This window comes from Enterobacter sp. Lyrl_3, assembly GCF_051948675.1.
GTDB classification, from domain to species: Bacteria; Pseudomonadota; Gammaproteobacteria; order Enterobacterales; family Enterobacteriaceae; genus Enterobacter; species Enterobacter cloacae.
Genome location: NZ_JAYJLI010000001.1, coordinates 728,617 through 752,804 on the forward strand (window position 1 = coordinate 728,617; position 24,188 = coordinate 752,804).

Below are 24,188 nucleotides of genomic sequence, written 5' to 3' on the forward strand. Positions count from 1 at the left end.
TTCCTCTCCTGCTGTTAGTTAAAAGGTTTTAAGTCAACGCGCGCCATCATCGCGGCTAACTGGGTACGATCGGTAATGCCGACATTGCTCTGACTCACGGCCAGGGCTGCAACGGCGGTGGCAAGACGTAAAGTATGTTCACTGGATTCGCGCATCAGCAGGCCATAGATCAGACCGCCAACCATCGAATCCCCGGCGCCAACGGTGCTGACAACGTCAACCGACGGCGGTTTGGCGATCCATTCGCCAGACGCGTTAACCCACAACGCCCCTTCTGCACCAAGCGAAATCACCACGTGAGCGATACCCTGCTCGCGCAGCGCATGGGCAGCGTCAATCACATCTTTTAATTCTGGCAGCTTCCGGCCAGCCCAGATCTCAAGTTCACGGCGATTAGGCTTCACCAGCCACGGGGACGCTTTCAGGCCGGCGACCAGCGCATCACGGCTGCTGTCAAAGATGATGCACGGGCACTGGCTGCGCAGGCGCGTCATCCAGTCGGTGAAGGCTTCCGGGCTTACGCCAGATGGCAGACTGCCGCTGACGCACACCATGTCGAACTGGCCCAGCCAGGTCAGAGAATCGTTAACAAAACGCTCCCAGTCAGACGGCGTCACTTCAAAGCCAGAGAAATTCAGATCGGTCACTTCCCCGTCTTTCTCCGTCAGTTTGACGTTGATACGGGTACGGCCCTGAACGACCTGGAAACGGTTAGCAATGCCCAGCTCGCTGAACAGCTGCTGGAAACCATCCTGGTTATCTTTACCGAGGAATCCCCCCACGGTGACATCGATACCGAGATCCTTGAGCACTTTCGCGACGTTAATCCCTTTGCCCGCAGCATGCAGGCCAGTGGTACGCACGAGGTTTACTTCGCCGCGCTCAATCTCCGGGCAAAACCCCACCAGGTCATAAGCCGGGTTCAGCGTAATAGTCGCAACACGTCTGCTCATTATGCGCCCTCCCCCAGACCCGCCGCGATGGCATCGCCAATCGCTTTCAGCGCCTGTTCAGCATCCGCACCCTGCGCGGTGAAACGCAGACGGTGACCCTTCTTCACGCCCAGCGCGACAACTTTCATCAGACTACGACCATTGGCCGCTTTGCCCGTGCCATCCAGGTTAGCCACGGTGATCTCACTTTCAAATTGTTTAATGGTATTCACCAGCATGGTGCCCGGACGGGCATGCAGGCCGTGCTCGTTACGTACAACGAACTCTGCGCTCAGCACGTCATCCGTCAGCGCATCATCACTGGTCAGCAGAGCCAGCACGGTGGCGGCATCCGCGTTCAGCAGTTTTTCAGCTTTGTTGTTCAGCAGCAGATCGCCCAGACGTTTCAGCACGGCAACCGGCTGGTCATCGGTCATGGCGACGGTCACCAGCAGTGCAGCGCTTTCACCGTCTACGTCAAAGGCGTTTGCGGCACGGCTCACCGCGATAGCGCTCCGCAGGTTGCCTTCAGCACTGTCGTTCAGCCAGATACCCTGGCCCAGATTGAGAGGCTTATCGTTAATGACGCGGGTAACAAAGGTAGCGTCTGCTGCCCCGGCTTCTTTCAGGCGTCCGGCATTCAGGGCCTGCAGCGTCACCAGATCGGTCGCGGCAACGTCCAGCGTCAGCGTGTCGTTATCCAGTTTCAGCGCTTCGCTCTGTTTTTCGCCCATCAGCAGAGCACGCAGCTCTTCAGCGGTGGTGGCAGATTTCAACTGCTCGGCCACGGCGTCATCGCTCAGCACATGCGTCAGCTGACGCAGCAAACCTAAGTGCTCGTCGCTGCTGGCCGCGATACCGATGGCCACGTAAGCCACCTGCCCCTCGCCCCACACAACGCCCTGCGGGAACTGATAAACCTTAACGCCGGTTTTCAGCACCTGATCGCGGGTGTCTGTGGTGCCGTGCGGAATGGCGATGCCATTGCCGAGGAAGGTCGAGGTCTGCTGCTCACGCGCCAGCATGCCGTTGACGTAGCCTTCAGCCACATTGCCGGCCTGCACAAGGGCAGCGGCAACCTGACGAATGGCCTCTTCTTTGTTCCCGGCCTGAGCGCCCGGGTGGATATCCTGTACAGATAACTGGAACATGGTTCTCCTCTCCTGCTGAAAGTGAATCGTTTCAGCTTCACTGAGAAAAAATGCGCTAGCCTGCTCCGTTTGTTAAAACAAGATAGCGCTGAAACGTTTCAAAAAGTCTTGCGCTTTCTGCAAGACGTTGCAAGGAAAGTTACATTTCTGATTGCAGAATTTAGAGATGCAGCACATTTCTTCCTCGTTCAGCTGAATTTTGCTGACGGTCAGCAAATCAGTTTCAGCTAAGGTCAGCTGCACGCGAATATGAAATGCCATTTTGATTATTCGTGGCGAAATTGACCTCACCCTCTGTTTATTTTCTGACTCGCGACGTACACTCCGCGTCTCCTGGAAACTCACCGACTGTGAAACATGCATAACACGCCCGCCGCCGTCTCGCCGAAGCCCTTTGATTTCACCTCAACGGCATTTTTAATTGTTGCCTTCCTGACCGGCATCGCCGGTGCGCTGCAGACCCCTACGCTGAGCCTGTTCCTGACCAATGAAGTCCATGCGCGTCCGGCGATGGTGGGCTTCTTCTTTACCGGAAGCGCCATTATCGGCATTCTGGTGAGCCAGTTTCTGGCGGGGCGTTCAGATAAAAAAGGCGATCGTAAAAGCCTGATCGTCTTTTGCTGTCTGCTGGGGGTGTTCGCCTGCGTCCTGTTTGCCTGGAACCGCAACTATTTTGTTCTGCTGTTTATCGGGGTGTTTCTGAGCAGTTTCGGTTCAACGGCGAATCCGCAGATGTTCGCCCTTGCCCGTGAGCATGCCGACCATACCGGGCGAGAAGCGGTGATGTTCAGCTCTATTCTGCGTGCGCAAGTATCGCTGGCGTGGGTTATTGGCCCGCCGCTGGCTTACGCGCTGGCGATGGGGTTTGGCTTTACGGTGATGTACCTGAGTGCGGCAGTGGCCTTTGTGGTGTGTGGCGCCATGGTGTGGTTCTTTCTGCCGTCGATGCGTAAAGAGCCAAAAGTTGCAACAGGCGTGCTGGAGGCACCGCGTCGTAACCGTCGTGACGCCCTGCTCCTCTTTATTATCTGTACGCTGATGTGGGGCACAAACAGCCTGTATATCATTAATATGCCGCTGTTTATTATTGATGAGCTGCATCTGCCCGAGAAGCTTGCTGGCATCATGATGGGGACCGCGGCCGGGCTTGAAATCCCCACCATGCTGATTGCTGGCTATTACGCGAAGCGTTTCGGGAAACGTTTTCTGATGCGTATCGCCGCCGTCGCCGGGCTACTGTTCTATGTTGGAATGCTGACGGTTCATACGCCGGGGCTGCTGCTGGCTTTACAGCTGCTGAACGCCATCTATATCGGCATACTCGCCGGAATTGGCATGCTCTATTTCCAGGATCTGATGCCGGGCCAGGCAGGCTCCGCCACCACCCTTTATACTAATACCACCCGCGTGGGCTGGATCATCGCAGGCTCAATGGCAGGCGTGGTGGCTGAAATCTGGAACTATCACACGGTGTTCTGGATTGCGCTGGTGATGTGCACCCTGACGATAGCGTGCCTGACAAGAATTAAAGACGTTTAAGGTGCGGTGAGTGCTTCCAGATTAAGCAGGTACGTCATCGCCTGCGCGCGCGTGTTGCCGCACATCTCGGCGGAGGGCTGCAGCCCGGAGCAGACCTTCGGGCGCAGAGGCGAGCCAAAGATCATGCACAGGTTGGTTTCAGAGAGCTGAACGCAGCGGGTATTCGCAGGCTTGCCCTCCGGCATTCCTGGAATGGGGCTGGAAATGGACGGTGCGGTACAGCACGCGCCGCAATCGGGACGACAATCCATAAATGCTCTCTATCGGTGAAAGACCCGCGCAGTCGGGTATCGGGCGCACAGTAACACCTTTTGTGTATTGATAGCAAAAGCCACGAATTCCGCTTGCCTGAAAGGCCGCGCACGAGTAATTTGGCGCGATATTTTTTACCTCCCGTAGACAGGATTACTGCAATGCCAAGAGCGAACGAAATTAAGAAAGGTATGGTACTGAATTACAACGGCAAACTGCTGATTGTGAAAGATATCGATATTCAGGCCCCGAGCGCCCGTGGTGCAGCAACGCTGTACAAAATGCGTTTCGCCGATGTACGTACCGGCCTTAAAGTGGAAGAACGTTTCAAAGGTGACGATATCGTTGATACCGTCACTCTGACCCGTCGCTATGTTGATTTCTCCTATATCGACGGCAACGAGTATGTATTCATGGATAAAGAAGATTACACCCCGTATATCTTCACCAAAGATCAGATTGAAGAAGAGCTGCTGTTCATTCCTGAAGGCGGTATGCCGGATATGCAGGTTCTGACCTGGGACGGCGTGCTGCTGGCGCTGGAACTGCCGCAGACGGTTGATCTGGAAATCGTTGAAACGGCACCGGGCATCAAAGGCGCGTCCGCCAGTGCGCGTAACAAACCCGCGACGCTGACCACCGGTCTGGTGGTACAGGTGCCTGAATACCTGTCCGCGGGTGAGAAAATCCGCATCCATATCGAAGAAAAACGCTATATGGGTCGTGCTGACTGAGTGCGGCTTTTGTCGGGTGGCGGCTTCGCCTTACCCGATCTACAAAAACACAAAAACCGGCTCTCAGGCCGGTTTTTTGTAGGCCCGGTAAGCGTAGCGCCACCGGGCAACAGCACTTACAGAAGCTCAGGATACTTCGTCATCTTCAGCGCCAGCTCTACGCCGCGCACTTCTGCCATCCCTTTCAGGCGGCCAATCGCCGAATAGCCCGGGTTCGTTTTCTTACGCAGATCGTCCAGCATCTGGTGTCCGTGATCCGGGCGGAACGGAATAGGACGTAAATCGCCAGCCTGTTTACGACGTGCCTCTTCCGCCAGAATGGCATCCACCACCGCCACCATATTCACATCACCGCTCAGGTGCGCCGCTTCGTGGAAGGTTTTCGGGTTCTCTTCACGGCAGGTTGCACGCAGATGCGTGAAATGAATACGATCGCCAAAGGTTTCAATCATCCGCACCAGGTCATTATCCGCACGCACGCCGTACGAGCCCGTGCACATGGTAAAGCCGTTATAGATGCTATCGACCGTCTCTTTCAGCCACTGCATATCTTCAATGGTTGAGACGATACGCGGCAGGCCGAGGATGGGACGCGGAGGATCGTCCGGGTGTACGGCCAGACGCACGCCCGCCTCTTCCGCGACCGGCACAATCGCGCGCAGGAAGTACGCCATGTTTTCGCGCAGCTGATTTTTATCAATGCCGCCGTACTCTGCCAGACGGGCGCGGAACTGATCCAGCGTGTAGCCCTCTTCTGCACCCGGCAGGCCCGCGATGATATTGCGGGTCAGCTTTTCAATGTCTGCTTCGCTTGCTGCGTTAAACCATTCGCGCGCCTGCTGCTGCTCGTCGGCCGTGTAATCGGCTTCCGCGCCAGGGCGTTTCAGAATGTGTAACTCAAATGCCGCGAAGGCGATCTGATCAAAACGCAACGCTCGGGAACCGTCTGGCAGCTGATACTCAAGGTCAGTACGCGTCCAGTCAAGAACAGGCATGAAGTTATAGCAAACGGTATCGATGCCGCAGGCCGCCAGGTTGCGGATGCTCTGCTGATAGTTAGCAATCCAGGTCTGATACTCCCCAGAATGGGTTTTGATATCTTCGTGAACGGGAATACTTTCCACGACAGACCAGGTTAAGCCTTTTTCTGTCAGCAGCGCCTGACGCTGTTTAATCTCCTCTACCGGCCACACCTGGCCATTCGGAATATGATGCAGCGCCGTGACGACACCCGTTGCGCCAGCCTGACGCACATCATCTAGAGAAACTGGATCGTTCGGCCCGTACCAACGCCAGGTTTGTTCCATTGCCCACCCTCCAAAGTTGTTATACCAATATGTGTTACTGCGATGACGACTACCATACATGTTTAATGAAGAGGGTCAACACAGCGCCACAGATTGATTGATCGAACTCACAGAACGGCGATATTTACGGCTTACCAATTCTCTTTGCTGTCATATAACTTTACACTGGCATTGTTAATTAATGGTTAATCAGGTGTGTATTTCATGAAGACAATTGCCTCCACCTCGCTTCCTGCCCATGTTCAGCAACCGCGCTACGATCGCTCGCTTCTGCGCTCGCGCATCGTCCACTTCGGCTTTGGTGCTTTTCACCGTGCGCATCAGGCGTTATTAACCCATCGGGTGCTGAATGCCAAAGGAGGCGACTGGGGCATTTGTGAGATCAGCCTGTTCAGCGGCGACGTGTTGATGAGCCAGCTGCGGGCGCAGGATCACCTCTTCACCGTGCTGGAGAAAGGCGCGGAGGGCAACCAGCCGATTATCACTGGAGCCGTGCATGAATGCCTGAACGCAAAACTGGACTCGCTGGCCGCCATCATTGAGAAATTTTGCGAGCCGCAGGTGGCAATTGTTTCCCTCACCATTACTGAAAAAGGCTATTGCATCGACCCCGCAACCGGGAAACTCGATTTGCAAAACACCCGGATCGTTCACGATCTGGAAAACCCGACGGAGCCCCATTCCGCCCCAGGGATCATAGTCGAAGCGCTCCACCGCCGCCGTGAACGCGGCTTACCCGCCTTTACGGTGCTTTCCTGCGATAACATCCCGGATAACGGCCACGTGGTGAAAAATGCCGTGCTCGGCATGGCGCAGAAACGCTCTGAAGACCTGGCCGGATGGATTGATACCCATGTGAGTTTCCCGGGCACAATGGTTGACAGGATTGTGCCCGCCGCCACCGATGCCTCGCTGGCGGAGGTCGCGCAGGAACTCGGTGTGGAAGATCCTTGCGCCATCAGTTGCGAGCCCTTTATTCAGTGGGTCGTGGAAGATAACTTTGTCGCCGGACGCCCGGAGTGGGAAGTGGCAGGCGTGCAGATGGTGCAGGACGTTCTGCCGTGGGAACAGATGAAATTACGTATGCTGAACGGCAGCCACTCCTTCCTGGCGTATCTGGGCTATCTCGCCGGGTATGCGCACATTAATGAATGTATGGAGGATGAGGCGTTTCGTCAGGCCGCGCGGCGGTTAATGCTGGATGAACAGGCCCCTACGCTGCGTATCACCGACGTTGATCTAACGGCTTACGCCGACAGCCTGCTCGACCGTTTTGCCAACCCGGCACTGCAGCACCGTACCTGGCAAATTGCGATGGACGGCAGTCAAAAGTTGCCCCAACGCATGCTGGATGGGATCCGTATTCATCTGGAGCGTCAAAGCGCGTGGCCCCTGCTGGCGCTGGGTGTGGCGGGCTGGATCCGCTACGTCAGCGGTACAGATGAACAAGGCAATACGATTGATGTCCGCGATCCGCTCAGCGACAAAATCCATGCGAAGGTTGAAGCCACCAATGACGCAAACCGCGTTAACGCTCTGCTGACGCTGAGCGAAGTCTTTGGTCACGATCTCGCACAAAACCACGTTTTTGTCGAGGCGGTGAACCAGGCATACCAACGTATTGCCCGCCTCGGGGCGCGCCAGGCTGTTATCGAAACGTTAAATCTTTAACGTTTATTGCGCTTAAGGCGAACGGACATGCGCTCCGTTTGCCCTTCCTCTTCTCATTGCGCCCTTTTTTCGTCAGGATGAGAGATAATTGTTACATCATCACAATTATCTACCGGAGCGCACGTGACCAGGACCAACCTTATTACCGGTTTTCTCGGTAGCGGGAAAACCACCTCAATTCTCCACCTGCTGGCCAATAAAGATCCGGCAGAAAAATGGGCCGTGCTGGTCAACGAATTCGGCGAAGTGGGTATTGATGGCGCGTTACTGTCTGACAGCGGCGCCATGATCAAAGAGATCCCGGGCGGATGCATGTGCTGTGTGAATGGCCTGCCCATGCAGGTGGGGCTGAACACGCTGCTGCGTCAGGGTAAACCCGACCGCCTGCTGATTGAACCGACGGGGCTTGGCCACCCGAAGCAAATTCTTGATTTACTCACCGCGCCGGTTTACGAGCCGTGGATAGACTTACGCGCCACGCTTTGCCTGCTCGACCCGCGACAGCTGCTGGATGAAAAAGCGGTGGCCAACGACAACTTCCGCGATCAGCTCGCCTGCGCAGATATTATCGTCGCAAATAAAGAAGATCGGGCCACGGCTGAAAGCCAGGCGGCATTCGATGCCTGGTGGCAACATTTCGGGGGCAACCGTCAGCGGGTACAAACCACTCAGGGGAAGATAGATGTCGCCCTGCTCGACCTGCCTCGCCTGAACCTCACCGAGCTGCCAGCCAGTGCGGAGCATGCGCATAGTCATCCCGCAAAGCAGGGTCTGGCGGCGTTGAGCCTGCCGGAACACCAGCGCTGGCGACGTAATCTCAACAGCGGTCAGGGTCATCAGGCCTGCGGGTGGATCTTTGATGCCGACACCGTATTCGACACCATAGGCGTGCTTGAGTGGGCAAGACTGGCGCCGGTCGATCGCGTTAAGGGGATTATGCGCACCCCCGACGGCCTGGTGCGCATCAACCGTCAGGGTGAAGATTTCTTTATTGAAACGCAGAATGTTGCGCCCCCGGATAGCCGAATAGAGTTAATTAGTGCGGTTAACGCCGACTGGAATGCCCTGCAGTCCAGCCTGTTGAAGCTTCGTTTAAGTTCGGGCGGCTAACGTTGCCCCTGATTTCCCTGTATGCTGAATGTTATGACAACTCGAATTCCCCTGATTTTGCTGCTCAATGTCGCCGGACTGGCGCTCTTTTTCTCCTGGTATATCCCGGTGGATCATGGTTTCTGGTTTCCGCTGGATTCTGCCATCTTCCATTTCTTTAACCAGGCTCTGGTGAAGAGTGATGCCTTCCTGTGGCTGGTGGCGATTACCAACAACCGCGCGTTTGACGGCTGTTCGCTGGTGGCGATGGGCTGCCTGATGCTCTCTTTCTGGCTGAAAGAGGACAAAACCGGGCGTCGCCGCATTATGATTATTGGTCTGATGATGCTGCTGCTGGCTGTAGCCATTAACCAACTTGCTACGGCGATTATTCCGGTCAAGCGCTCAAGCCCAACGCTGTTCTTTACCGATATTTATCGCGTCAGCGAATTGCTGCATATTCCAACGAAAGATGCCTCGAAGGCCAGTTTCCCTGGCGATCACGGCATGATGCTGCTTATTTTTTGTGCAGTCATGCTGCGCTATTTCGGCAGGAAGGCGTTCGCCATAGCCCTGATTATTTTTGTGGTTTTCGCCTTCCCTCGCGTAATGATTGGCGCACACTGGTTCACCGATATTGCCGTGGGCTCGCTCTCTGTTGCGCTGGTCGCGTTACCGTGGTGCCTGATGACACCGCTGAGCGACCGGATAATAGCCCTGTTTGATCGCTATCTGCCGGGTAAAAAGCAACAAGCATTAAACAAATAATTAACCAAAATTAACGTCCGCTATCAGGGATCATTGCGATCCCTGATAGATCTCCCGCCACGATCGTTTCGCACTGTCATCTTCCCGTCATCTCTTTCATGATAAAAATGAATCAATTGCGTGATAAAGCGCCGGATCTGACTGCATTTTAAGCAATGCCGGATTTTTACTTTCTGTATCACAATTTCTTATAAAAAAAAGGCTTTTTTTACTCGCAATAGCCCTGGCAATCGGTTAATCTCGAACTCGTTTTGCCCCATAGAGATAATTATTTCCTTGGTGAATAAATTTGTGCACTGCGCCACAAATGTGACCAGAAAGAATTGTCTCATTGTGAACAGATAATTAGTCTCGTCACGTTTGGCATTTTTATAACGATATTTGTCGTTAAGGACTTCAAGGGAAAATAAACAAAATGGTCAAATCTCAACCGATTTTGAGATATATCTTGCGGGGGATCCCGGCGATAGCAGTTGCGGTACTGTTGTCTGCATGTAGTACATCGAACACCGCAAAGAATATGCATCCTGAGACGCGTGTTGTGGGAATGGAAGATTCCTCGTCACTGCAAGCCTCTCAGGATGAATTTGAAAATATGGTACGTAATCTGGACGTGAAGTCCCGTATTATGGACCAGTATGCTGACTGGAAAGGCGTGCGTTATCGTCTGGGCGGCAGCACCAAAAAAGGTATCGATTGTTCCAGCTTTGTACAGCGTACCTTCCGTGAGCAGTTTGGGTTAGACCTGCCGCGTTCAACTTACGAACAGCAGGAAGTGGGTAAGTCGATTTCACGTACAAAACTGCGCACCGGTGATTTAGTTCTGTTCCGTGCCGGTTCAACGGGTCGACATGTCGGCATCTATATTGGTAATGACCAGTTTGTGCATGCCTCCACCAGCAGCGGTGTGACCATTTCCAGCATGAACGAGCCATACTGGAAGAAGCGCTACAACGAAGCGCGTCGCGTACTGACCCGCAGTTAATATGATGATTGTATCGTTGGTTATCCCTTGGCTGGCGATATGATGAAAAAAAGACACTGCTTCGGCGGTGTTTTTTTTTGCCCGTTACACTGAATACATCCAGCGGCAATTCAGGAATCACGACGTCTATGTTCACCCGCTACTTTTCCAGTCATCGCAAGATACTGTTCCTCAGTATTATTACAGGTCTGGTCACGGCCCTGCTTTTGGGTTCATTGCAATTTTTCTGGAGTTACCACAAGCGGGAAGTCCGGTTCGACACCCTTATTACCGATGTGAGCCTCTACATGGAGAGCTATTTCGAAGAGTTGAAAACCTCTATCGATGTTCTTCAGCCCCTCACGCTGAACAGCTGCCATGACGTCAATGCCGAGCTGACGTCGCGCGCGGCCTTCAGCCTCAATGTGCGCGCGTTCTTGCTGGTCAGGGACAAAATCGCCTTCTGCTCGTCGGCCACCGGGCCGATGGATACGCCGATGGAAGCTCTAATACCTGAGCTGCACATCAACAAGAAGATTGATATGGCATTACTGCCGGGCACGCCTATGCTGCCGAATAAGCCCGCCATTGCCATCTGGTACCGAAACCCTCTGGTTAAAGACGGCGGGGTGTTTACGTCAGTTAATCTCAATCTGACCCCGTACCTGCTTTATACCGCGCGCCAGGACGACTTCGCAGGGATTGCCATCATCATCGGTGATATGGCGCTGTCCACCATGTCCAGTACCCTGGTCAGGGCGCAAGATTTACATGCCGTGCCCGAGCGTACCGCCACGCTTAAGGCCGTGCCGCTGACCATTAAGCTGTACGCTGAAAAGTGGACAAGCGACGAAATCCTTTACGCCCTCTTCTTTGGGCTGGTGTGCGGCATTGCGGCAGGATCGCTGAATTTCTATATCCTCACCATCCGCGTTAATCCCGGCAAAGAGATCCTTAGCGCCATTAAACGCGGCCAGTTTTATGTGGTCTATCAGCCCGTGGTGGATGCAAAAGATCTGCAAATGCGGGGGGTTGAGGTCCTGATGCGCTGGAAGCACCCCACCATGGGTGAGATCCCCCCTGATGCGTTTATCAATTTTGCTGAAGCGCAGCAGCTGATTGTTCCGCTCACGCTACATCTGTTTGACCTTATCATTCACGATGCACCGGTATTACAGACCCAACTGCCGCCGGGCGCAAAACTCGGTATCAACATTGCGCCCGGGCATCTGCACGCCGACAGCTTTAAAGATGATATGCGCACGTTTAAAGAGTTACTGCCGCCGGATCACTTCCAGCTGGTGCTGGAAATTACCGAGCGCGACATGCTCAACCACCGTGAAGCCAACAACCTGTTCGAATGGCTGCACAACGAAGGGTTTGAGATAGCGATCGATGATTTTGGTACCGGCCACAGTGCGCTGATCTATCTTGAACATTTCACCATGGATTACATCAAAATCGACCGGGGTTTTGTTAACGCCATCGGGACAGAAACCGTCACCTCACCGGTGCTTGATGCCGTACTGATGCTGGCAAGACGGCTGAACATGTCCACCGTCGCAGAGGGCGTGGAAACGCCGGAACAGGCGGCCTGGCTGCGCGAACATGGCGTTAACTTCCTGCAGGGATACTGGATTAGCCGTCCGATGCCGCTGGAGCAGTTCCGTGAGTGGCGGCCCGACCTGACGCACGCTGGCGAATAATTTCACATTGCCCGTGACGTCACTTATTATTCAGCTTAACTGAGCCGGTCTGTTAAAGAGGGAGCTGTCGCGAGATGTTTATGCGCTTCATACTGTTGCTGTTGGCACTGACGGCCCTGTCCAGCCAGGCGCAAACCATCAAAGAAGACGTTGCGTTTGCGGTGATTGGTGAACCGAAATACGCGGTGAATTTCACCCATTATGATTACGTCAACCCTGCCGCGCCGAAAGGCGGGAATGTGACGCTCTCCGCCACCGGCACGTTCGATAACTTCAACCGCTTTGCCCTGCGCGGTGTGGCCGCGGCGCGCACAGAATCTCTCTACGATACCCTGTTTGTCACGTCTGATGATGAGCCCGGAAGCTACTATCCGCTGATCGCCGAAAACGTGCGGTATGCGGATAATTTTGCCTGGGCGGAAATTTCGCTTAACCCGCGGGCGCGTTTTCATGACGGTTCGCCGGTCAGGGCAAGCGATGTCGCCTTTACGTTTCATAAATTTATGACTGAAGGCGTTCCTCAGTTCCGTATTGTCTACAAAGGCGCGTCGGTCAGGGCCATCGCACCGCTCACCGTGCGCATTGAGCTGAGCGAGCCGAATAAAGAGAATATGCTGAGCCTGTTCTCCCTGCCCGTAATGCCTGAATCGTTCTGGAAAGCCCATAAGCTGAGCGACCCTCTCTCCACACCGCCGCTGGCAGGCGGCCCGTACCGCATCACCGACTGGCGCATGGGGCAGTATGTGGTCTACTCCCGTGTAAAAGACTACTGGGCCGCCAACCTGCCGGTAAACCGGGGGCGCTGGAATTTCGACACCCTTCGCTATGATTACTACCTGGACGATAACGTGGCTTTTGAGGCCTTTAAGGCCGGAGCCTTCGATTTACGCCTGGAGAGCAGCGCTAAAAACTGGGCCACGCGCTATATCGGTAAAAACTTTGCCAAAGGCTACATCGTCAAGGACGAGCAAAAAAATAGCTCTGCCCAGGACACGCGCTGGCTGGCGTTTAATATTCAGCGTCCGGTATTTAACGACCGCCGGGTACGTCAGGCCATTACCCTGGCCTTTGACTTTGAGTGGATGAACAAGGCGCTGTTTTATGGCGCCTACAGCCGCGCTAACAGCTATTTTCAGAATACCGAATACGCGGCGCGCGCTTACCCCAATGCCGACGAGTTGACGCTGCTGGCCCCCTTCAAAGCACAATTGCCGCCGGAAGTGTTTACCACCGTGTTTGATCCCCCCACCTCCGATGGCAACGGCTTTGATCGTGACAATTTGCTGAAAGCCAGCAAACTGCTGGATGAGGCCGGTTGGGTCCTGAAAAATCAAAAACGGGTCAATGCCCAAACGGGAAAACCGTTGAGCTTCGAGCTACTGATCGCGTCAGGGGCAAACGATCAGTGGGTTTTGCCGTTTAAGCACAACCTGGCCCGGCTGGGGATCACAATGAACATACGCCAGGTGGATATCGCCCAGCTGACCAACCGCAAGCGCAGCCGGGATTACGATATGATGCAGAGCCTGTGGCCCGCGCAGCCCTGGCCAAGCTCCGACCTGCAGATTTCCTGGGCGTCCAGTTACATCGACTCCTCGTACAATGCGCCGGGGGTAAAAAGCCCGGTCGTTGACGCGCTAATTGCAAAGATCGTGGCGGCACAGGGCGATAAACAGAAGCTCCTGCCATTAGGACGCGCCCTCGACAGAGTGTTAACCTGGAACTACTACATGCTGCCCATGTGGTATATGGGTGAAGATCGTCTTGCCCGCTGGGACAAATTTTCGCTGCCTGCCGTGCGCCCGATCTATTCGCTGGGCTTCGATACCTGGTGGTATGACGTTAACAAAGCCGCCAGACTCCCAGCTGAGCGGCGATAAGGAATCATCATGGGTGCGTATCTAATCCGCCGTCTCCTGCTGATCATCCCAACCCTGTGGGCCATCATCACTATTAACTTTTTTATTGTGCAAATCGCCCCCGGCGGGCCGGTCGATCAGGCGATTGCGGCGATTGAATTTGGCACCAGCGGCGGGATGCCCGGCGGTGGCGGAGAAGGAATGGGCGCAAGCCATGCCAAAACGGGCGTGGGGAATATCAGCGAAAGCCATTATCGCGGCGGCCGCGGGCTGGATCCGGAGGTGATTGCCGAGATCACCCATCGCTATGGTTTTGATAAACCGATTCACGAGCGCTATTTCAAAATGCTGTGGGATTACGTCCGGTTTGATTTTGGTGATAGCCTGTTCCGCAGTGCCTCGGTCTTAACCCTGATCAAACAAAGCCTGCCGGTGTCGATCACCCTGGGACTGTGGGGAACGCTGATTATCTACCTGGTTTCCATTCCGCTTGGGATCCGCAAAGCGGTCTACAACGGCAGCCGTTTTGATATCTGGAGCAGCACGTTCATTATCATCGGCTATGCCATTCCGGCGTTTCTGTTCGCTGTGCTGCTGATTGTCTTTTTTGCCGGCGGCAGCTATTTCGATCTCTTCCCGCTGCGGGGGCTGGTATCCGCCGATTTCAGCACCCTGCCGTGGTATCAGAAAATCACCGACTATCTCTGGCATATCACGCTGCCGGTGCTGGCAACGGTGATTGGCGGATTTGCCGCCCTGACCATGCTGACCAAAAACGCCTTTCTTGATGAAATCCGCAAACAGTATGTCGTCACCGCCCGCGCGAAGGGCGTGGGTGAAAAACAGATCATGTGGAAGCACGTGTTCCGCAACGCCATGCTGCTGGTGATTGCCGGATTTCCTGCCACGTTCATCAGTATGTTTTTTACCGGTTCGCTGCTTATTGAGGTGATGTTCTCGCTTAACGGTCTGGGGCTATTGGGTTATGAAGCCACCGTGTCGCGGGATTATCCGGTGATGTTTGGCACACTCTACATTTTTACCCTGATTGGCCTGCTGCTGAATATCGTCAGTGATATCAGCTATACGCTGGTCGATCCCCGAATCGATTTTGAGGGCCGATGATGCCGCGTTTAAGCCCCGTCAATCAGGCCCGCTGGGCCCGTTTTCGCCATAACCGTCGTGGCTACTGGTCGTTATGGATTTTTGCCGTCCTGTTTGTGTTAAGCCTGTGCTCAGAGCTGATTGCCAACGATAAACCCTTGCTGGTGCATTTCAACGACCGCTGGTATGTACCCGTGCTTAACAACTACAGTGAAAGTGACTTTGGCGGCCCGTTTGCAACACCGGCGGAGTATCAGGATCCGTGGCTGCGCCAGCAGATTGATCAACACGGCTGGGCACTGTGGGCCCCGATCCGTTTTGGCGCCAACAGTATCAATTTCGCCACCACGACCCCCTTCCCTTCTCCCCCGTCCACGCAAAACTGGCTGGGAACGGATGCCAACGGTGGCGACGTGCTGGCGCGCATCCTCTACGGTACCCGAATCTCGATCCTCTTTGGGCTGATGCTGACGCTCTTCTCCAGCGTGATGGGCGTGGTGGCAGGTGCCGTCCAGGGCTACTATGGCGGTAAAATTGACCTCTGGGGTCAGCGCGTGATTGAGGTGTGGTCAGGTATGCCAACGCTGTTTCTGATCATCCTGCTGTCGAGCGTGGTGCAGCCAAACTTCTGGTGGCTGCTGGGGATCACCGTATTGTTTGGCTGGATGGCGCTGGTGGGCGTCGTGCGCGCAGAATTTCTGCGCACCCGTAATTTTGACTATATTCGTGCCGCGCAGGCACTGGGCGTGAGCGACCGTGGGATCATCTTCCGCCATATGCTGCCGAACGCCGTGGTGGCGACACTGACCTTTCTGCCGTTTATTTTGTGCAGCTCCATCACCACCCTCACCTCGCTCGATTTTCTGGGCTTCGGGCTACCGCTCGGTTCCCCCTCGCTCGGCGAGCTGTTGCTGCAGGGCAAAAACAACCTGCAGGCACCGTGGCTGGGCATTACAGCCTTTCTTTCCGTGGCGGTACTGCTTTCGCTGCTGATTTTTATTGGCGAAGCCGTGCGCGACGCCTTCGATCCCAACAAGGCGGTGTAACATGACGCAGCCCCTTCTCAGTATCGAGAATCTGTCGATTGCCTTTTCGAAACAGGGTGAGACGCGCACCGTGGTCAGCGATCTGTCGCTGCAGATCCAGCGTGGCGAAACGCTGGCGCTGGTGGGGGAATCCGGCTCCGGCAAGAGCGTCTCGGCACTCTCCATTCTGCGCCTGCTCCCGTCTCCGCCAGTGAGCTACCCGCAAGGAGATATTCTGTTTCACGGCAGCTCGCTGCTGCACGCCGACGAACAGACCCTGCGGGGCGTCCGCGGCAATAAAATTGCGATGATTTTCCAGGAGCCGATGGTCTCACTCAACCCGCTGCATACTCTGGAAAAACAGCTTTACGAGGTGCTCTCCCTGCACCGGGGCATGCGCAAAGAGGCCGCGCGCGGGGAAATCCTCGACTGCCTCGAGAGAACCGGCATCCGCAACGCGGCAAAACGGCTGAGCGATTTCCCGCATCAGCTTTCCGGCGGTGAACGTCAACGTGTGATGATTGCCATGGCGCTACTGACGCGCCCGGAACTGCTGATCGCCGATGAGCCCACCACCGCGCTGGACGTCACGGTGCAGGCGCAGATTTTGCAGCTGCTGCGGGAGCTACGTAGCGAGCTGAACATGAGTCTGCTGTTTATCACCCATAACCTGAGCATTGTGAAAAAGCTGGCCGACAGCGTCGCCGTAATGCAAAACGGACGCTGTGTAGAGCAGAACACCACCGCCGCACTGCTGAACGCGCCTCAGCACCCCTATACGCAGCGGCTGCTCGACAGTGAACCCTCAGGCGATCCTGTGCCTCTCCGGGGGGACAGCGCGCCGCTGCTCAACGTCGAGGGGCTGTCTGTCTCCTTCCCCATCCGTAAAGGTATTCTGCGCCGCGTGGTCGACCAGAACGCCGTGCTGAAGAACATCCGTTTTTCACTGCGCCCGGGCGAGTCGCTGGGACTGGTGGGCGAGTCAGGTTCAGGCAAAAGCACCACCGGCCTGGCACTGCTGCGTTTAATTGCCTCGCAGGGCGAGATCCTGTTTGACGGCATGCCGCTGCACCACTGGAACCGTCGGCAGATGCTGCCGGTACGTCCCCGCATGCAGGTGGTGTTTCAGGATCCCAACTCCTCGCTCAATCCAAGGCTGAGTATTTTGCAGATCATCGAAGAAGGATTGCGCGTCCATCAGCCTACCCTGACGGCTCTGCAACGTGAAAATGAGGTCAGGCGTGTGATGGCAGAGGTAGGGTTAGATCCCGAGACGCGGCATCGCTACCCGGCTGAATTTTCTGGCGGACAGCGCCAGCGTATCGCCATTGCCCGCGCGCTGATCCTCAAACCTGAGCTGATCATCCTGGATGAACCGACCTCCTCGCTGGACAGAACCGTGCAGGCACAGATCCTGACCCTGTTAAAAGGGTTACAGGAAAAGCACCGGCTGGCCTATATCTTTATCAGCCACGATCTACAGGTAGTGCGGGCGTTATGCCATCAGGTGATTGTGCTACGGCAGGGAGAAGTGGTCGAGCAAGGTGAGTGCCAGCGCGTATTTACTGCACCGACGCAGAGCTACACGCGCCAGCTGTTATCGGCAGACTAGCACTCAGAAGGGATACTGGCCCGAGAAAGGCTCAGCAATGGCCACGCCGAAGTTTTTCAGGCGGCAGGTTGCGGCAAATTCATCCTGACTTTTAACAAACAGGCACGGCTCGCCTTCACACTCCAGTACGGAGCTGTCCACTTCGATATCCGACAGCGCCTGGCTTAAGCGTTCCATTACCGGCCATGCATCTTCGTCGCTCGGGCTAAGCAGTTTGAGCGCGACCAGACAATTCTCGCAACCTGCAACGTTTTGCGGAATCGGTTCAACTTTCGAACCTGCAAAACCCGCCGACCAGCGATAGCTCTGGGGCAAGCGATGGACTATGGAGAGTTGTAATGTATTCACGTTCGATCCCCGGAAGCAAATTTACTTCACAATTTATTTACATTTATAGTAACACATCATCGCCAACCTGCACTATTCAGCGCTTTTTTATCGGTATCCAGGCTCGCGTCGGCGCTATATGTACCCGTTTCTGCGATCTAACTCAACCTTTTTAAATACAATGATGTGACTTTTTACACAAATAGATTTTACATAAAAGAAACAAACACAGGGTAAACGAACGCAAGTTTGGTTGATATGGGTCAACAAAAAGGCCCGTATCGGGCCTGATGTGCAGATTAATGAGCGGCTTTTCGCGGTCGGCTGGCATAAAGACAGAAGAGAATGGAGCTGGTGGCACAGAACGCCATCGCCCACAGCATTGGCCAGGCCGTGTTAAAGGTCGCCATTGAGAGTAACGCCCCCACCACGGCACCAATCCCGAAGCGGAACGTCCCCGCCAGCGATGACGCGGTGCCAGCCATATGCGGGAACTCATCAAGGATAACCGCCATCGCATTGGATGAGATCATCGAGACGCAGCCAACAAAAGCGGCAACCCCCACCACCAGCGCCCAGAAGCCCACGCCGAAAAACGCGCTGACCACCAGCCAGATAGCCATCACAAACTGGATCCACAGCCCGGCACGGAACATGTTCAGTGCTCCAATCCGGCGAACAAAGCGGCTGTTGATGATGGTCATGATGAACAGGAACACAATGTTCAGCGCAAAGTAATACCCAAAGTGCTGAGGGGAAACGTGGTTCAGCTCAATATAGACAAATGGCCCGGCGCTCAGGAAGGAGAACATGCCGGCAAAGCTGAAGCCGCTTGCCAGCATGTAGCTCAGCACGCGCTTGTGGCGGAACAGCGAGGCAAAATTCCCCATTGTGGTACGGATGTGGAATTTCTGGCGGCGCTCGACGGCTAACGTTTCATCAATAAAGAAGAAAATCATCGCCGAGGCCAGCAGTGCGGCAAGCGCCAGGATCCAGAAAATGGCATGCCAGCTGAACCATACCAGCACCGCGCCACCGGCCATCGGCGCCACCAGCGGCGCAATGGTGGTCACCAGCATGACAAATGACATCATGCGGGAGAACTCTTCTTTCGGGTAGATATCACGCATCAGGGCGTTAATCACCACGCTTGCCGCCGCCGCCGCGAGGCCGTGGAATAAACGCATCACGATCAGCTGATCGATACTCTGTGCCAGCGCACAGGCCACGGCTGCGGCTGCAAAGATCAGCGTTCCGCCCAGAATAACCGGCTTACGTCCGAGGCTGTCGGCCATCGGGCCATAAAACAGCTGGCCAAGGGCAAAACCGAGAATATAGGTACTGAGCGTCATCTGTGCGCTGCCAGCCGGTACGCCAAACTGCGCCGAAATCACCGGCAGCGCAGGCAGATACATATCAATCGACAGCGGCATCAACATGGCCAGCAGGCCAAGAATGAACACGATTTTGAAAGACGAGTGTGGCCTGGTGGTCACAGGGTTCTCCTGAAATTAATGCGAGGGCAGACCGACGCTGGCGATCTCTTCTTCCGTCAGCGGGCGATATTCGCCAGGCGCCAGATCGGGATCGAGTTCAATTGCCCCAATACGTTCACGATGCAGACCCACAACGTGGTTACCCACCGCGGCGAACATACGTTTCACCTGATGATAACGCCCTTCGCTGATGGTCAGACGGGCTTCGGTCGGGGTAATGACTTCCAGCACCGCCGGTTTGGTGAGGTCTTTTTCATTATGCAGCTGAACGCCTTTGGCAAATTGTTCTGCCGTGTCATCTGCCACCGGCGATTCCAGCGTCACCAGATAGGTTTTTTCACAGTGATGACGCGGAGAGGTAATGCGGTGGGACCACTGACCGTCATCGGTCATCAGCACCAGACCGGTGGTGTCGATATCGAGGCGGCCAGCCGCATGCAGCTTGTGCGCAACCGGTTCGTCGAGGAAATAGAGCACCGTCGGGTGATCCGGATCGTCCGTAGAACAGACGTAGCCTTCCGGCTTATTGAGCATGAAATAGCGCGGGCCGTGCTGCTGGGTGAGCGGGTTGCCGTCATACTCCACCTGATGGTCAGGTTGCAGTTTGAACGCGCTGTCTCTCACAATGTCGCCATCCACGGTAACGCGGCTGGCGCGGATCTCGCGCCCGGCAATAGCACGGCTTACGCCGAGTTGCTGAGCGATAAACTTATCAAGTCGCATGAAATCTTTTTAGCCTTAATGGTGCTGGAAGTCGGACAATGCGTCCGAAAAAGAAGCAGTCAGGAACGGTTCAGTATAATGGTCTGGTTGCGCCACTCAAGGGAAAAAGTTTCGTGGCATACTATATGCGGAATAACGATACAGAGACCCCATGACTTTTACACTTCGCCCCTATCAGCAGGAAGCCGTTGACGCCACCCTGGCCTGGTTTCGCAAACACCGTGAGCCCGCGGCCATTGTGCTCCCGACTGGCGCAGGCAAAAGCCTGGTGATCGCCGAACTTGCCCGCCTGGCGCGCGGCCGCGTGCTGGTGCTGGCGCACGTCAAAGAGCTGGTTGCGCAAAACCATGCCAAGTATTGCGCGCTTGGTCTGGAGGCCGATATCTTCGCCGCCGGGCTAAAGCGGAAAGAGAGCCACGGCAAAGTGGTGTTTGGCAGCGTGCAGTCTGTTGCCCGCAACCTTGAGCTGTTTCGCAGCGAATTTTCGCTGCTGATTGTCGACGAGTGCCATCGCATCAGTGATGACGACGATAGCCAGTATCAGCAAATCCTCACTCACCTGAAAGAGGTGAACCCTCACTTACGCCTGCTGGGCCTGACGGCAACCCCGTTTCGCCTGGGTAAAGGCTGGATTTACCGCTTTCATTATCACGGTATGGTGCGAGGGGATGAGAAGGCGCTGTTCAGCGACTGTATCTATGAACTTCCGCTGCGCTATATGATTAAACACGGCTACCTGACCCCGCCTGAACGCCTGGATATGCCGGTCGTCCAGTACGATTTCAGCCGCTTACAGGCGCAGAGCAACGGTTTATTTAGCGAAGCGGATTTGAACCAGGAGCTGAAAAAGCAAAAGCGCATCACTCCGCACATTATCAGCCAGATTGAAGAGTTCGCTGAAACGCGCAAAGGGGTAATGATTTTTGCTGCCACCGTTGAGCATGCGCGCGAAATCACCGGCTTACTGCCCGCTGGCGACGCGGCGCTGATCACCGGCGAGACGCCCGGCCCGGAGCGCGACAGCCTGATTGAGGCGTTTAAAGCACAGCAGTTTCGCTATCTGGTAAACGTCTCGGTACTCACCACCGGGTTTGATGCCCCCCACGTCGACCTGATTGCTATTCTGCGTCCGACCGAATCGGTCAGCCTGTATCAGCAAATCGTTGGCCGCGGTCTGCGTCTGGCCCCCGGTAAAACCGACTGCCTGATCCTGGATTACGCCGGTAACCCGCACGATCTCTACTCGCCTGAAGTGGGTACGCCGAAAGGAAAAAGTGACAACGTGCCGGTACAGGTCTTCTGCCCTGCCTGTGGCTTTGCCAACACCTTTTGGGGCAAGACGACGGCTGACGGTACGCTGATCGAACATTTTGGCCGCCGCTGTCAGGGCTGGTTTGAAGATGATGAAGGGCATCGCGAGCAGTGCGATTTCCGTTTCCGCTTTAAAAACTGCCCCCAGTGCAACGCTGAAAATGATATTGCCGCCCGCCGCTGCCGCGAATGTGACACGGTTCTGGTCGACCCTGATGACATGCTGAAGGCCGCGCTGAAGTTAAAGGATGCCCTGGTGCTGCGCTGCTCTGGCATGGCGCTGCAACCGGGAGCGGATGAAAAAGGCGAATGGCTGAAAATCACCTATTACGATGAGGACGGTGCCGACGTCAGCGAGCGCTTCCGGGTGCACACTCCGGCTCAGCGCATGGCTTTCGAACAGCTCTTTATCCGCCCGCATACCCGCACGCCGGGCGTACCGCTGCGCTGGATAACCGTGGCGGATATCGTGCATCAGCAGGTGCTGCTGCGCCATCCGGATTTTGTTGTCGCCCGCAAGAAAGGCCAGTACTGGCAAGTCCGTGAAAAGGTTTTTGACTATGAAGGCCGTTTTCGTCGGGCCAACGAACTGCGTTAACGACAGACAGGCCTTGAATAGGAAACAATTGTTTCCTATTATGCATTATCGCATTACAACAGGACTCACTCATGTCACGTCTTCCCGGTCGCCCGCGTGAATTTGACACCGACGCCGCCATCGACAGCGCCCTGCTCGTTTTCCGCGAGCGCGGCTACCATGCTACCTCAATCAAAGAGCTGAGTGACGCGACGGGCCTTACGGCGGGAAGCCTGTATAAAGCCTTTGGCAGCAAGAATGGCCTGTTTCTCGCGGCGTTCGACCGTTACATCCGGACGCGCAGCGCCGCCCTGTGCCAGCGTACCGAGGCGGCACGCAGCGGGCGAGATAAAATCGCGGCGGTGTTACGTTTTTACGCCGAGAGCAGCCACGGTCCTGAGGGCATACGCGGCTGTCTGGTGGTCGCCAGCGCGACCGAGCTGGCGGTTTTTGATGAGGCAACCGCGCAGTACATCAAAGCCGCCATGCAGCGTACCGAGCAGCTGTTGCTCGAACTGGTTCAGGAAGGCCAGCGGGACGGTAGCCTTTCCCGCGCGCTGCCCACGGAGCAAACGGCACGTAATCTTTTCGCGCTGCTGCAGGGTTACCGCGTGATCGGCAAAAAAGGCCTGTCTGAGGACGAAATCAATAGCGCCGTTAACGCGGCACTCAGCCTGCTCGGCTGAGTTTTTTTAACCAATTAGGAAACGATTATTTCCTATTATTCCGGAGATCGTTATGACCATGCCCATCGCCCCGCAGCACCATTTCACGCTCATCAATGGCATCCGTACGCACTACGTCACCGCCGGAGAACAGCACGCGCAGACGGTTGTCCTGCTGGCAGGTTTCCCCGAAAGCTGGTACGCCTGGCGCCATGTTATCCCTTTGCTGGCCGAGCGTTATCATGTCATCGCCCCGGACTTACCCGGACAGGGTGATACCGATTGTCCGTCAGAGGGGTATGACACCCACACCCTCGCCAGCCATGTTCATGAACTGCTGACCCAGCTTGGCGTGCATCGCTACTATCTGGCCGGTCACGACGTGGGAGCCTGGGTTGCCTGGCCTTATGCGGCGATGTACAGCGATGAGGTGATAAAGCTGGCGCTGCTGGACGCCGGCATTCCGGGTATTACCTTACCCGATGCCCTCCCCGTCACCGCGGACCGCGCCTGGCGCACCTGGCATTTTGCCTTTCACGTGATTGCCGACCTGCCTGAATTCCTCATCAGGGGCAAAGAACGTGGCTATCTGGAGTGGTTTCTGCGTCGCAAAGCGGCGAATCCCCTCACCTTCAGCGAGGCGGATCTTGACGAGTATCTGCGCATTTTTACGCGCGAAGGTGGCTTGCGCGCAGGGCTGGCTTACTATCGCGCTGCCGCCCTCTCCGCCGCGCAAAACCGGGCGCTTAGCGAACGGGGTAAACTCTCTGTTCATGTTCTGGCACTCAGTGCCGAGCAGGGTTCGATTCCTGATATGGCCTCGCCGCTGAGGGCGTTTGCAGAACGCGTTGACGGGCGCGTGATCCCCCGTTGCGGCCATTTTCAGCCAGAAGAGCAGCCTCAGGCCGTCGCCGACGCCCTAAGCGGTTTCTTTAGTGGGGATTAATTCATTGCCCTGAGGTGGATTGGGGGCTATAATGCCGCCCGCTTTTGCATCCGCAAAGCAGAACACTCACCTGCTGCTGGGTCGCCTGTAGTAGGGTTTTAAATACAGAGAGAAATCAATGTTCACTATCGAAGCAGAAGTACGTAACGTGCAGGGTAAGGGTGCGAGCCGCCGCCTGCGTACCGCTAACAAGTTCCCGGCTATCGTTTACGGTGGCGAAGCTGCTCCAGTTTCTATCGAACTGGATCACGACAAAGTATGGAACATGCAGACCAAAGCTGAATTCTACAGCGAAGTTCTGACCATCGTTGTTGGCGGTAAAGAAGAAAAAGTGAAAGTTCAGGCTGTTCAGCGTCACGCGTTCAAGCCAAAACTGACTCACATCGACTTCGTTCGCGCGTAATCGCAAACATGTCGAAAAAAAGCCCCG

The 24,188-nt window shown here is 55.4% G+C and carries 22 protein-coding genes; 15 read left to right on the top strand and 7 right to left on the bottom strand.

Annotation, left to right across the window (positions count from 1 at the left end; all coding sequences use genetic code 11):
* Nucleotides 1–14: 14 nt before the first annotated feature.
* Both fruK and fruB read right to left on the bottom strand, forming a co-directional pair.
* The gene (gene fruK / locus VF709_RS03670; protein WP_014170919.1) at nucleotides 15–953 is read right to left on the bottom strand and encodes a 1-phosphofructokinase; all 939 of its coding nucleotides are present in this window, start codon (nucleotides 951–953) and stop codon (nucleotides 15–17) included.
* Nucleotides 953–2,083 carry a fused PTS fructose transporter subunit IIA/HPr protein gene (gene fruB / locus VF709_RS03675; protein ID WP_020690121.1) on the bottom strand — a complete coding sequence of 377 codons (1,131 nt, stop codon included), beginning with the start codon at nucleotides 2,081–2,083 and terminating at the stop codon, nucleotides 953–955. The genes fruK and fruB overlap by 1 nt, the downstream gene beginning before the upstream one ends.
* Before the next feature lie 357 nt (nucleotides 2,084–2,440).
* On the opposite strand from fruB, the gene setB reads away from it, so the two are divergent.
* On the top strand, nucleotides 2,441–3,622 hold the full coding sequence (gene setB / locus VF709_RS03680; RefSeq protein WP_013097970.1) for a sugar efflux transporter SetB: 1,182 nt from the start codon (nucleotides 2,441–2,443) through the stop codon (nucleotides 3,620–3,622).
* Here the strand turns inward: setB and VF709_RS03685 are convergent.
* Nucleotides 3,619–3,873 (bottom strand): YkgJ family cysteine cluster protein, encoded by a 255-nt coding sequence (locus VF709_RS03685; protein WP_038420213.1) that lies wholly within the window; start codon nucleotides 3,871–3,873, stop codon nucleotides 3,619–3,621. The genes setB and VF709_RS03685 overlap by 4 nt on opposite strands.
* A 162-nt stretch (nucleotides 3,874–4,035) precedes the next feature.
* On the opposite strand from VF709_RS03685, the gene yeiP reads away from it, so the two are divergent.
* Nucleotides 4,036–4,608 (top strand): elongation factor P-like protein YeiP, encoded by a 573-nt coding sequence (gene yeiP, locus VF709_RS03690; protein ID WP_008500940.1) that lies wholly within the window; start codon nucleotides 4,036–4,038, stop codon nucleotides 4,606–4,608.
* A gap of 116 nt (nucleotides 4,609–4,724) precedes the next feature.
* Here the strand turns inward: yeiP and uxuA are convergent, their stop codons facing one another.
* The gene (gene uxuA, locus VF709_RS03695; RefSeq protein WP_045292117.1) at nucleotides 4,725–5,915 is read right to left on the bottom strand and encodes a mannonate dehydratase; all 1,191 of its coding nucleotides are present in this window, start codon (nucleotides 5,913–5,915) and stop codon (nucleotides 4,725–4,727) included.
* A 204-nt stretch (nucleotides 5,916–6,119) separates the two neighbouring features.
* Here uxuA and VF709_RS03700 point away from each other — a divergent pair, with 204 nt between their 5' ends.
* The 9 genes from VF709_RS03700 (at nucleotide 6,120) to yejF (ending at nucleotide 17,713) form a co-directional block, all read left to right on the top strand.
* Entirely contained in the window at nucleotides 6,120–7,586 is a 1,467-nt protein-coding gene (locus tag VF709_RS03700; RefSeq protein WP_139936154.1) for a mannitol dehydrogenase family protein, read from the top strand.
* Nucleotides 7,587–7,709: 123 nt separating this feature from the next.
* Entirely contained in the window at nucleotides 7,710–8,696 is a 987-nt protein-coding gene (locus VF709_RS03705) for a CobW family GTP-binding protein (protein WP_023619754.1), read from the top strand.
* Nucleotides 8,697–8,729: 33 nt separating this feature from the next.
* Nucleotides 8,730–9,443 (top strand): phosphatase PAP2 family protein, encoded by a 714-nt coding sequence (locus VF709_RS03710; protein ID WP_029883087.1) that lies wholly within the window; start codon nucleotides 8,730–8,732, stop codon nucleotides 9,441–9,443.
* Between the two features lie 415 nt (nucleotides 9,444–9,858).
* Nucleotides 9,859–10,428 (top strand): bifunctional murein DD-endopeptidase/murein LD-carboxypeptidase, encoded by a 570-nt coding sequence (gene mepS, locus VF709_RS03715; protein ID WP_023619753.1) that lies wholly within the window; start codon nucleotides 9,859–9,861, stop codon nucleotides 10,426–10,428.
* A gap of 128 nt (nucleotides 10,429–10,556) precedes the next feature.
* The gene (locus VF709_RS03720) at nucleotides 10,557–12,113 is read left to right on the top strand and encodes a cyclic di-GMP phosphodiesterase (protein WP_013097983.1); all 1,557 of its coding nucleotides are present in this window, start codon (nucleotides 10,557–10,559) and stop codon (nucleotides 12,111–12,113) included.
* Nucleotides 12,114–12,187: 74 nt separating this feature from the next.
* A complete protein-coding gene (locus tag VF709_RS03725; RefSeq protein WP_013097984.1) occupies nucleotides 12,188–13,993 on the top strand; it encodes an extracellular solute-binding protein in 1,806 nt (601 codons plus the stop codon).
* Nucleotides 13,994–14,002: 9 nt separating this feature from the next.
* Complete coding sequence (locus VF709_RS03730; protein ID WP_038420221.1) at nucleotides 14,003–15,097, top strand: microcin C ABC transporter permease YejB; 1,095 nt, start codon at nucleotides 14,003–14,005, stop codon at nucleotides 15,095–15,097.
* The gene (locus tag VF709_RS03735) at nucleotides 15,097–16,122 is read left to right on the top strand and encodes an ABC transporter permease (protein WP_014832713.1); all 1,026 of its coding nucleotides are present in this window, start codon (nucleotides 15,097–15,099) and stop codon (nucleotides 16,120–16,122) included. The genes VF709_RS03730 and VF709_RS03735 overlap by 1 nt, the downstream gene beginning before the upstream one ends.
* A gap of 1 nt (nucleotide 16,123) precedes the next feature.
* Nucleotides 16,124–17,713, top strand: a complete 1,590-nt coding sequence (gene yejF / locus VF709_RS03740; protein ID WP_038984013.1) for a microcin C ABC transporter ATP-binding protein YejF — start codon at nucleotides 16,124–16,126, stop codon at nucleotides 17,711–17,713.
* Nucleotides 17,714–17,716: 3 nt separating this feature from the next.
* Here yejF and VF709_RS03745 read toward each other — a convergent pair whose 3' ends face one another.
* The 3 genes from VF709_RS03745 to rsuA form a co-directional block, all read right to left on the bottom strand.
* Complete coding sequence (locus VF709_RS03745; protein WP_013097988.1) at nucleotides 17,717–18,061, bottom strand: YejG family protein; 345 nt, start codon at nucleotides 18,059–18,061, stop codon at nucleotides 17,717–17,719.
* A 278-nt stretch (nucleotides 18,062–18,339) separates the two neighbouring features.
* A complete protein-coding gene (locus tag VF709_RS03750; RefSeq protein ID WP_013097989.1) occupies nucleotides 18,340–19,536 on the bottom strand; it encodes a Bcr/CflA family multidrug efflux MFS transporter in 1,197 nt (398 codons plus the stop codon).
* Between the two features lie 15 nt (nucleotides 19,537–19,551).
* Complete coding sequence (gene rsuA, locus VF709_RS03755; RefSeq protein WP_440230916.1) at nucleotides 19,552–20,259, bottom strand: 16S rRNA pseudouridine(516) synthase RsuA; 708 nt, start codon at nucleotides 20,257–20,259, stop codon at nucleotides 19,552–19,554.
* 151 nt (nucleotides 20,260–20,410) lie between these two features.
* Between rsuA and VF709_RS03760 the strand changes: the two genes are divergently transcribed.
* The 4 genes from VF709_RS03760 to rplY all read left to right on the top strand — a co-directional run bounded on the left by VF709_RS03760 (nucleotide 20,411) and on the right by rplY (nucleotide 24,161).
* Nucleotides 20,411–22,168 (top strand): DEAD/DEAH box helicase, encoded by a 1,758-nt coding sequence (locus VF709_RS03760; RefSeq protein WP_040022423.1) that lies wholly within the window; start codon nucleotides 20,411–20,413, stop codon nucleotides 22,166–22,168.
* A 71-nt stretch (nucleotides 22,169–22,239) separates the two neighbouring features.
* Nucleotides 22,240–22,833: a TetR/AcrR family transcriptional regulator gene (locus VF709_RS03765; protein ID WP_161669978.1), complete on the top strand. Its 594-nt coding sequence runs from the start codon at nucleotides 22,240–22,242 to the stop codon at nucleotides 22,831–22,833.
* A 52-nt stretch (nucleotides 22,834–22,885) separates the two neighbouring features.
* On the top strand, nucleotides 22,886–23,758 hold the full coding sequence (locus tag VF709_RS03770) for an alpha/beta fold hydrolase (protein WP_149896206.1): 873 nt from the start codon (nucleotides 22,886–22,888) through the stop codon (nucleotides 23,756–23,758).
* 118 nt (nucleotides 23,759–23,876) lie between these two features.
* Nucleotides 23,877–24,161, top strand: coding sequence for a 50S ribosomal protein L25 (gene rplY / locus VF709_RS03775; protein WP_013097994.1), 285 nt, complete (start codon nucleotides 23,877–23,879; stop codon nucleotides 24,159–24,161).
* Nucleotides 24,162–24,188: the final 27 nt, after the last annotated feature.

Coding starts and splice junctions, on each gene's coding strand:
- fruK (WP_014170919.1), bottom strand. CDS start 953: ATGAGCAGACGTGTTGCGACTATTACGCTGAACCCGGCTTATGACCTG.
- fruB (WP_020690121.1), bottom strand. CDS start 2,083: ATGTTCCAGTTATCTGTACAGGATATCCACCCGGGCGCTCAGGCCGGG.
- setB (WP_013097970.1), top strand. CDS start 2,441: ATGCATAACACGCCCGCCGCCGTCTCGCCGAAGCCCTTTGATTTCACC.
- VF709_RS03685 (WP_038420213.1), bottom strand. CDS start 3,873: ATGGATTGTCGTCCCGATTGCGGCGCGTGCTGTACCGCACCGTCCATT.
- yeiP (WP_008500940.1), top strand. CDS start 4,036: ATGCCAAGAGCGAACGAAATTAAGAAAGGTATGGTACTGAATTACAAC.
- uxuA (WP_045292117.1), bottom strand. CDS start 5,915: ATGGAACAAACCTGGCGTTGGTACGGGCCGAACGATCCAGTTTCTCTA.
- VF709_RS03700 (WP_139936154.1), top strand. CDS start 6,120: ATGAAGACAATTGCCTCCACCTCGCTTCCTGCCCATGTTCAGCAACCG.
- VF709_RS03710 (WP_029883087.1), top strand. CDS start 8,730: ATGACAACTCGAATTCCCCTGATTTTGCTGCTCAATGTCGCCGGACTG.
- mepS (WP_023619753.1), top strand. CDS start 9,859: ATGGTCAAATCTCAACCGATTTTGAGATATATCTTGCGGGGGATCCCG.
- VF709_RS03720 (WP_013097983.1), top strand. CDS start 10,557: ATGTTCACCCGCTACTTTTCCAGTCATCGCAAGATACTGTTCCTCAGT.
- VF709_RS03725 (WP_013097984.1), top strand. CDS start 12,188: ATGTTTATGCGCTTCATACTGTTGCTGTTGGCACTGACGGCCCTGTCC.
- VF709_RS03730 (WP_038420221.1), top strand. CDS start 14,003: ATGGGTGCGTATCTAATCCGCCGTCTCCTGCTGATCATCCCAACCCTG.
- VF709_RS03735 (WP_014832713.1), top strand. CDS start 15,097: ATGCCGCGTTTAAGCCCCGTCAATCAGGCCCGCTGGGCCCGTTTTCGC.
- yejF (WP_038984013.1), top strand. CDS start 16,124: ATGACGCAGCCCCTTCTCAGTATCGAGAATCTGTCGATTGCCTTTTCG.
- rsuA (WP_440230916.1), bottom strand. CDS start 20,259: ATGCGACTTGATAAGTTTATCGCTCAGCAACTCGGCGTAAGCCGTGCT.
- VF709_RS03760 (WP_040022423.1), top strand. CDS start 20,411: ATGACTTTTACACTTCGCCCCTATCAGCAGGAAGCCGTTGACGCCACC.
- VF709_RS03765 (WP_161669978.1), top strand. CDS start 22,240: ATGTCACGTCTTCCCGGTCGCCCGCGTGAATTTGACACCGACGCCGCC.
- VF709_RS03770 (WP_149896206.1), top strand. CDS start 22,886: ATGACCATGCCCATCGCCCCGCAGCACCATTTCACGCTCATCAATGGC.
- rplY (WP_013097994.1), top strand. CDS start 23,877: ATGTTCACTATCGAAGCAGAAGTACGTAACGTGCAGGGTAAGGGTGCG.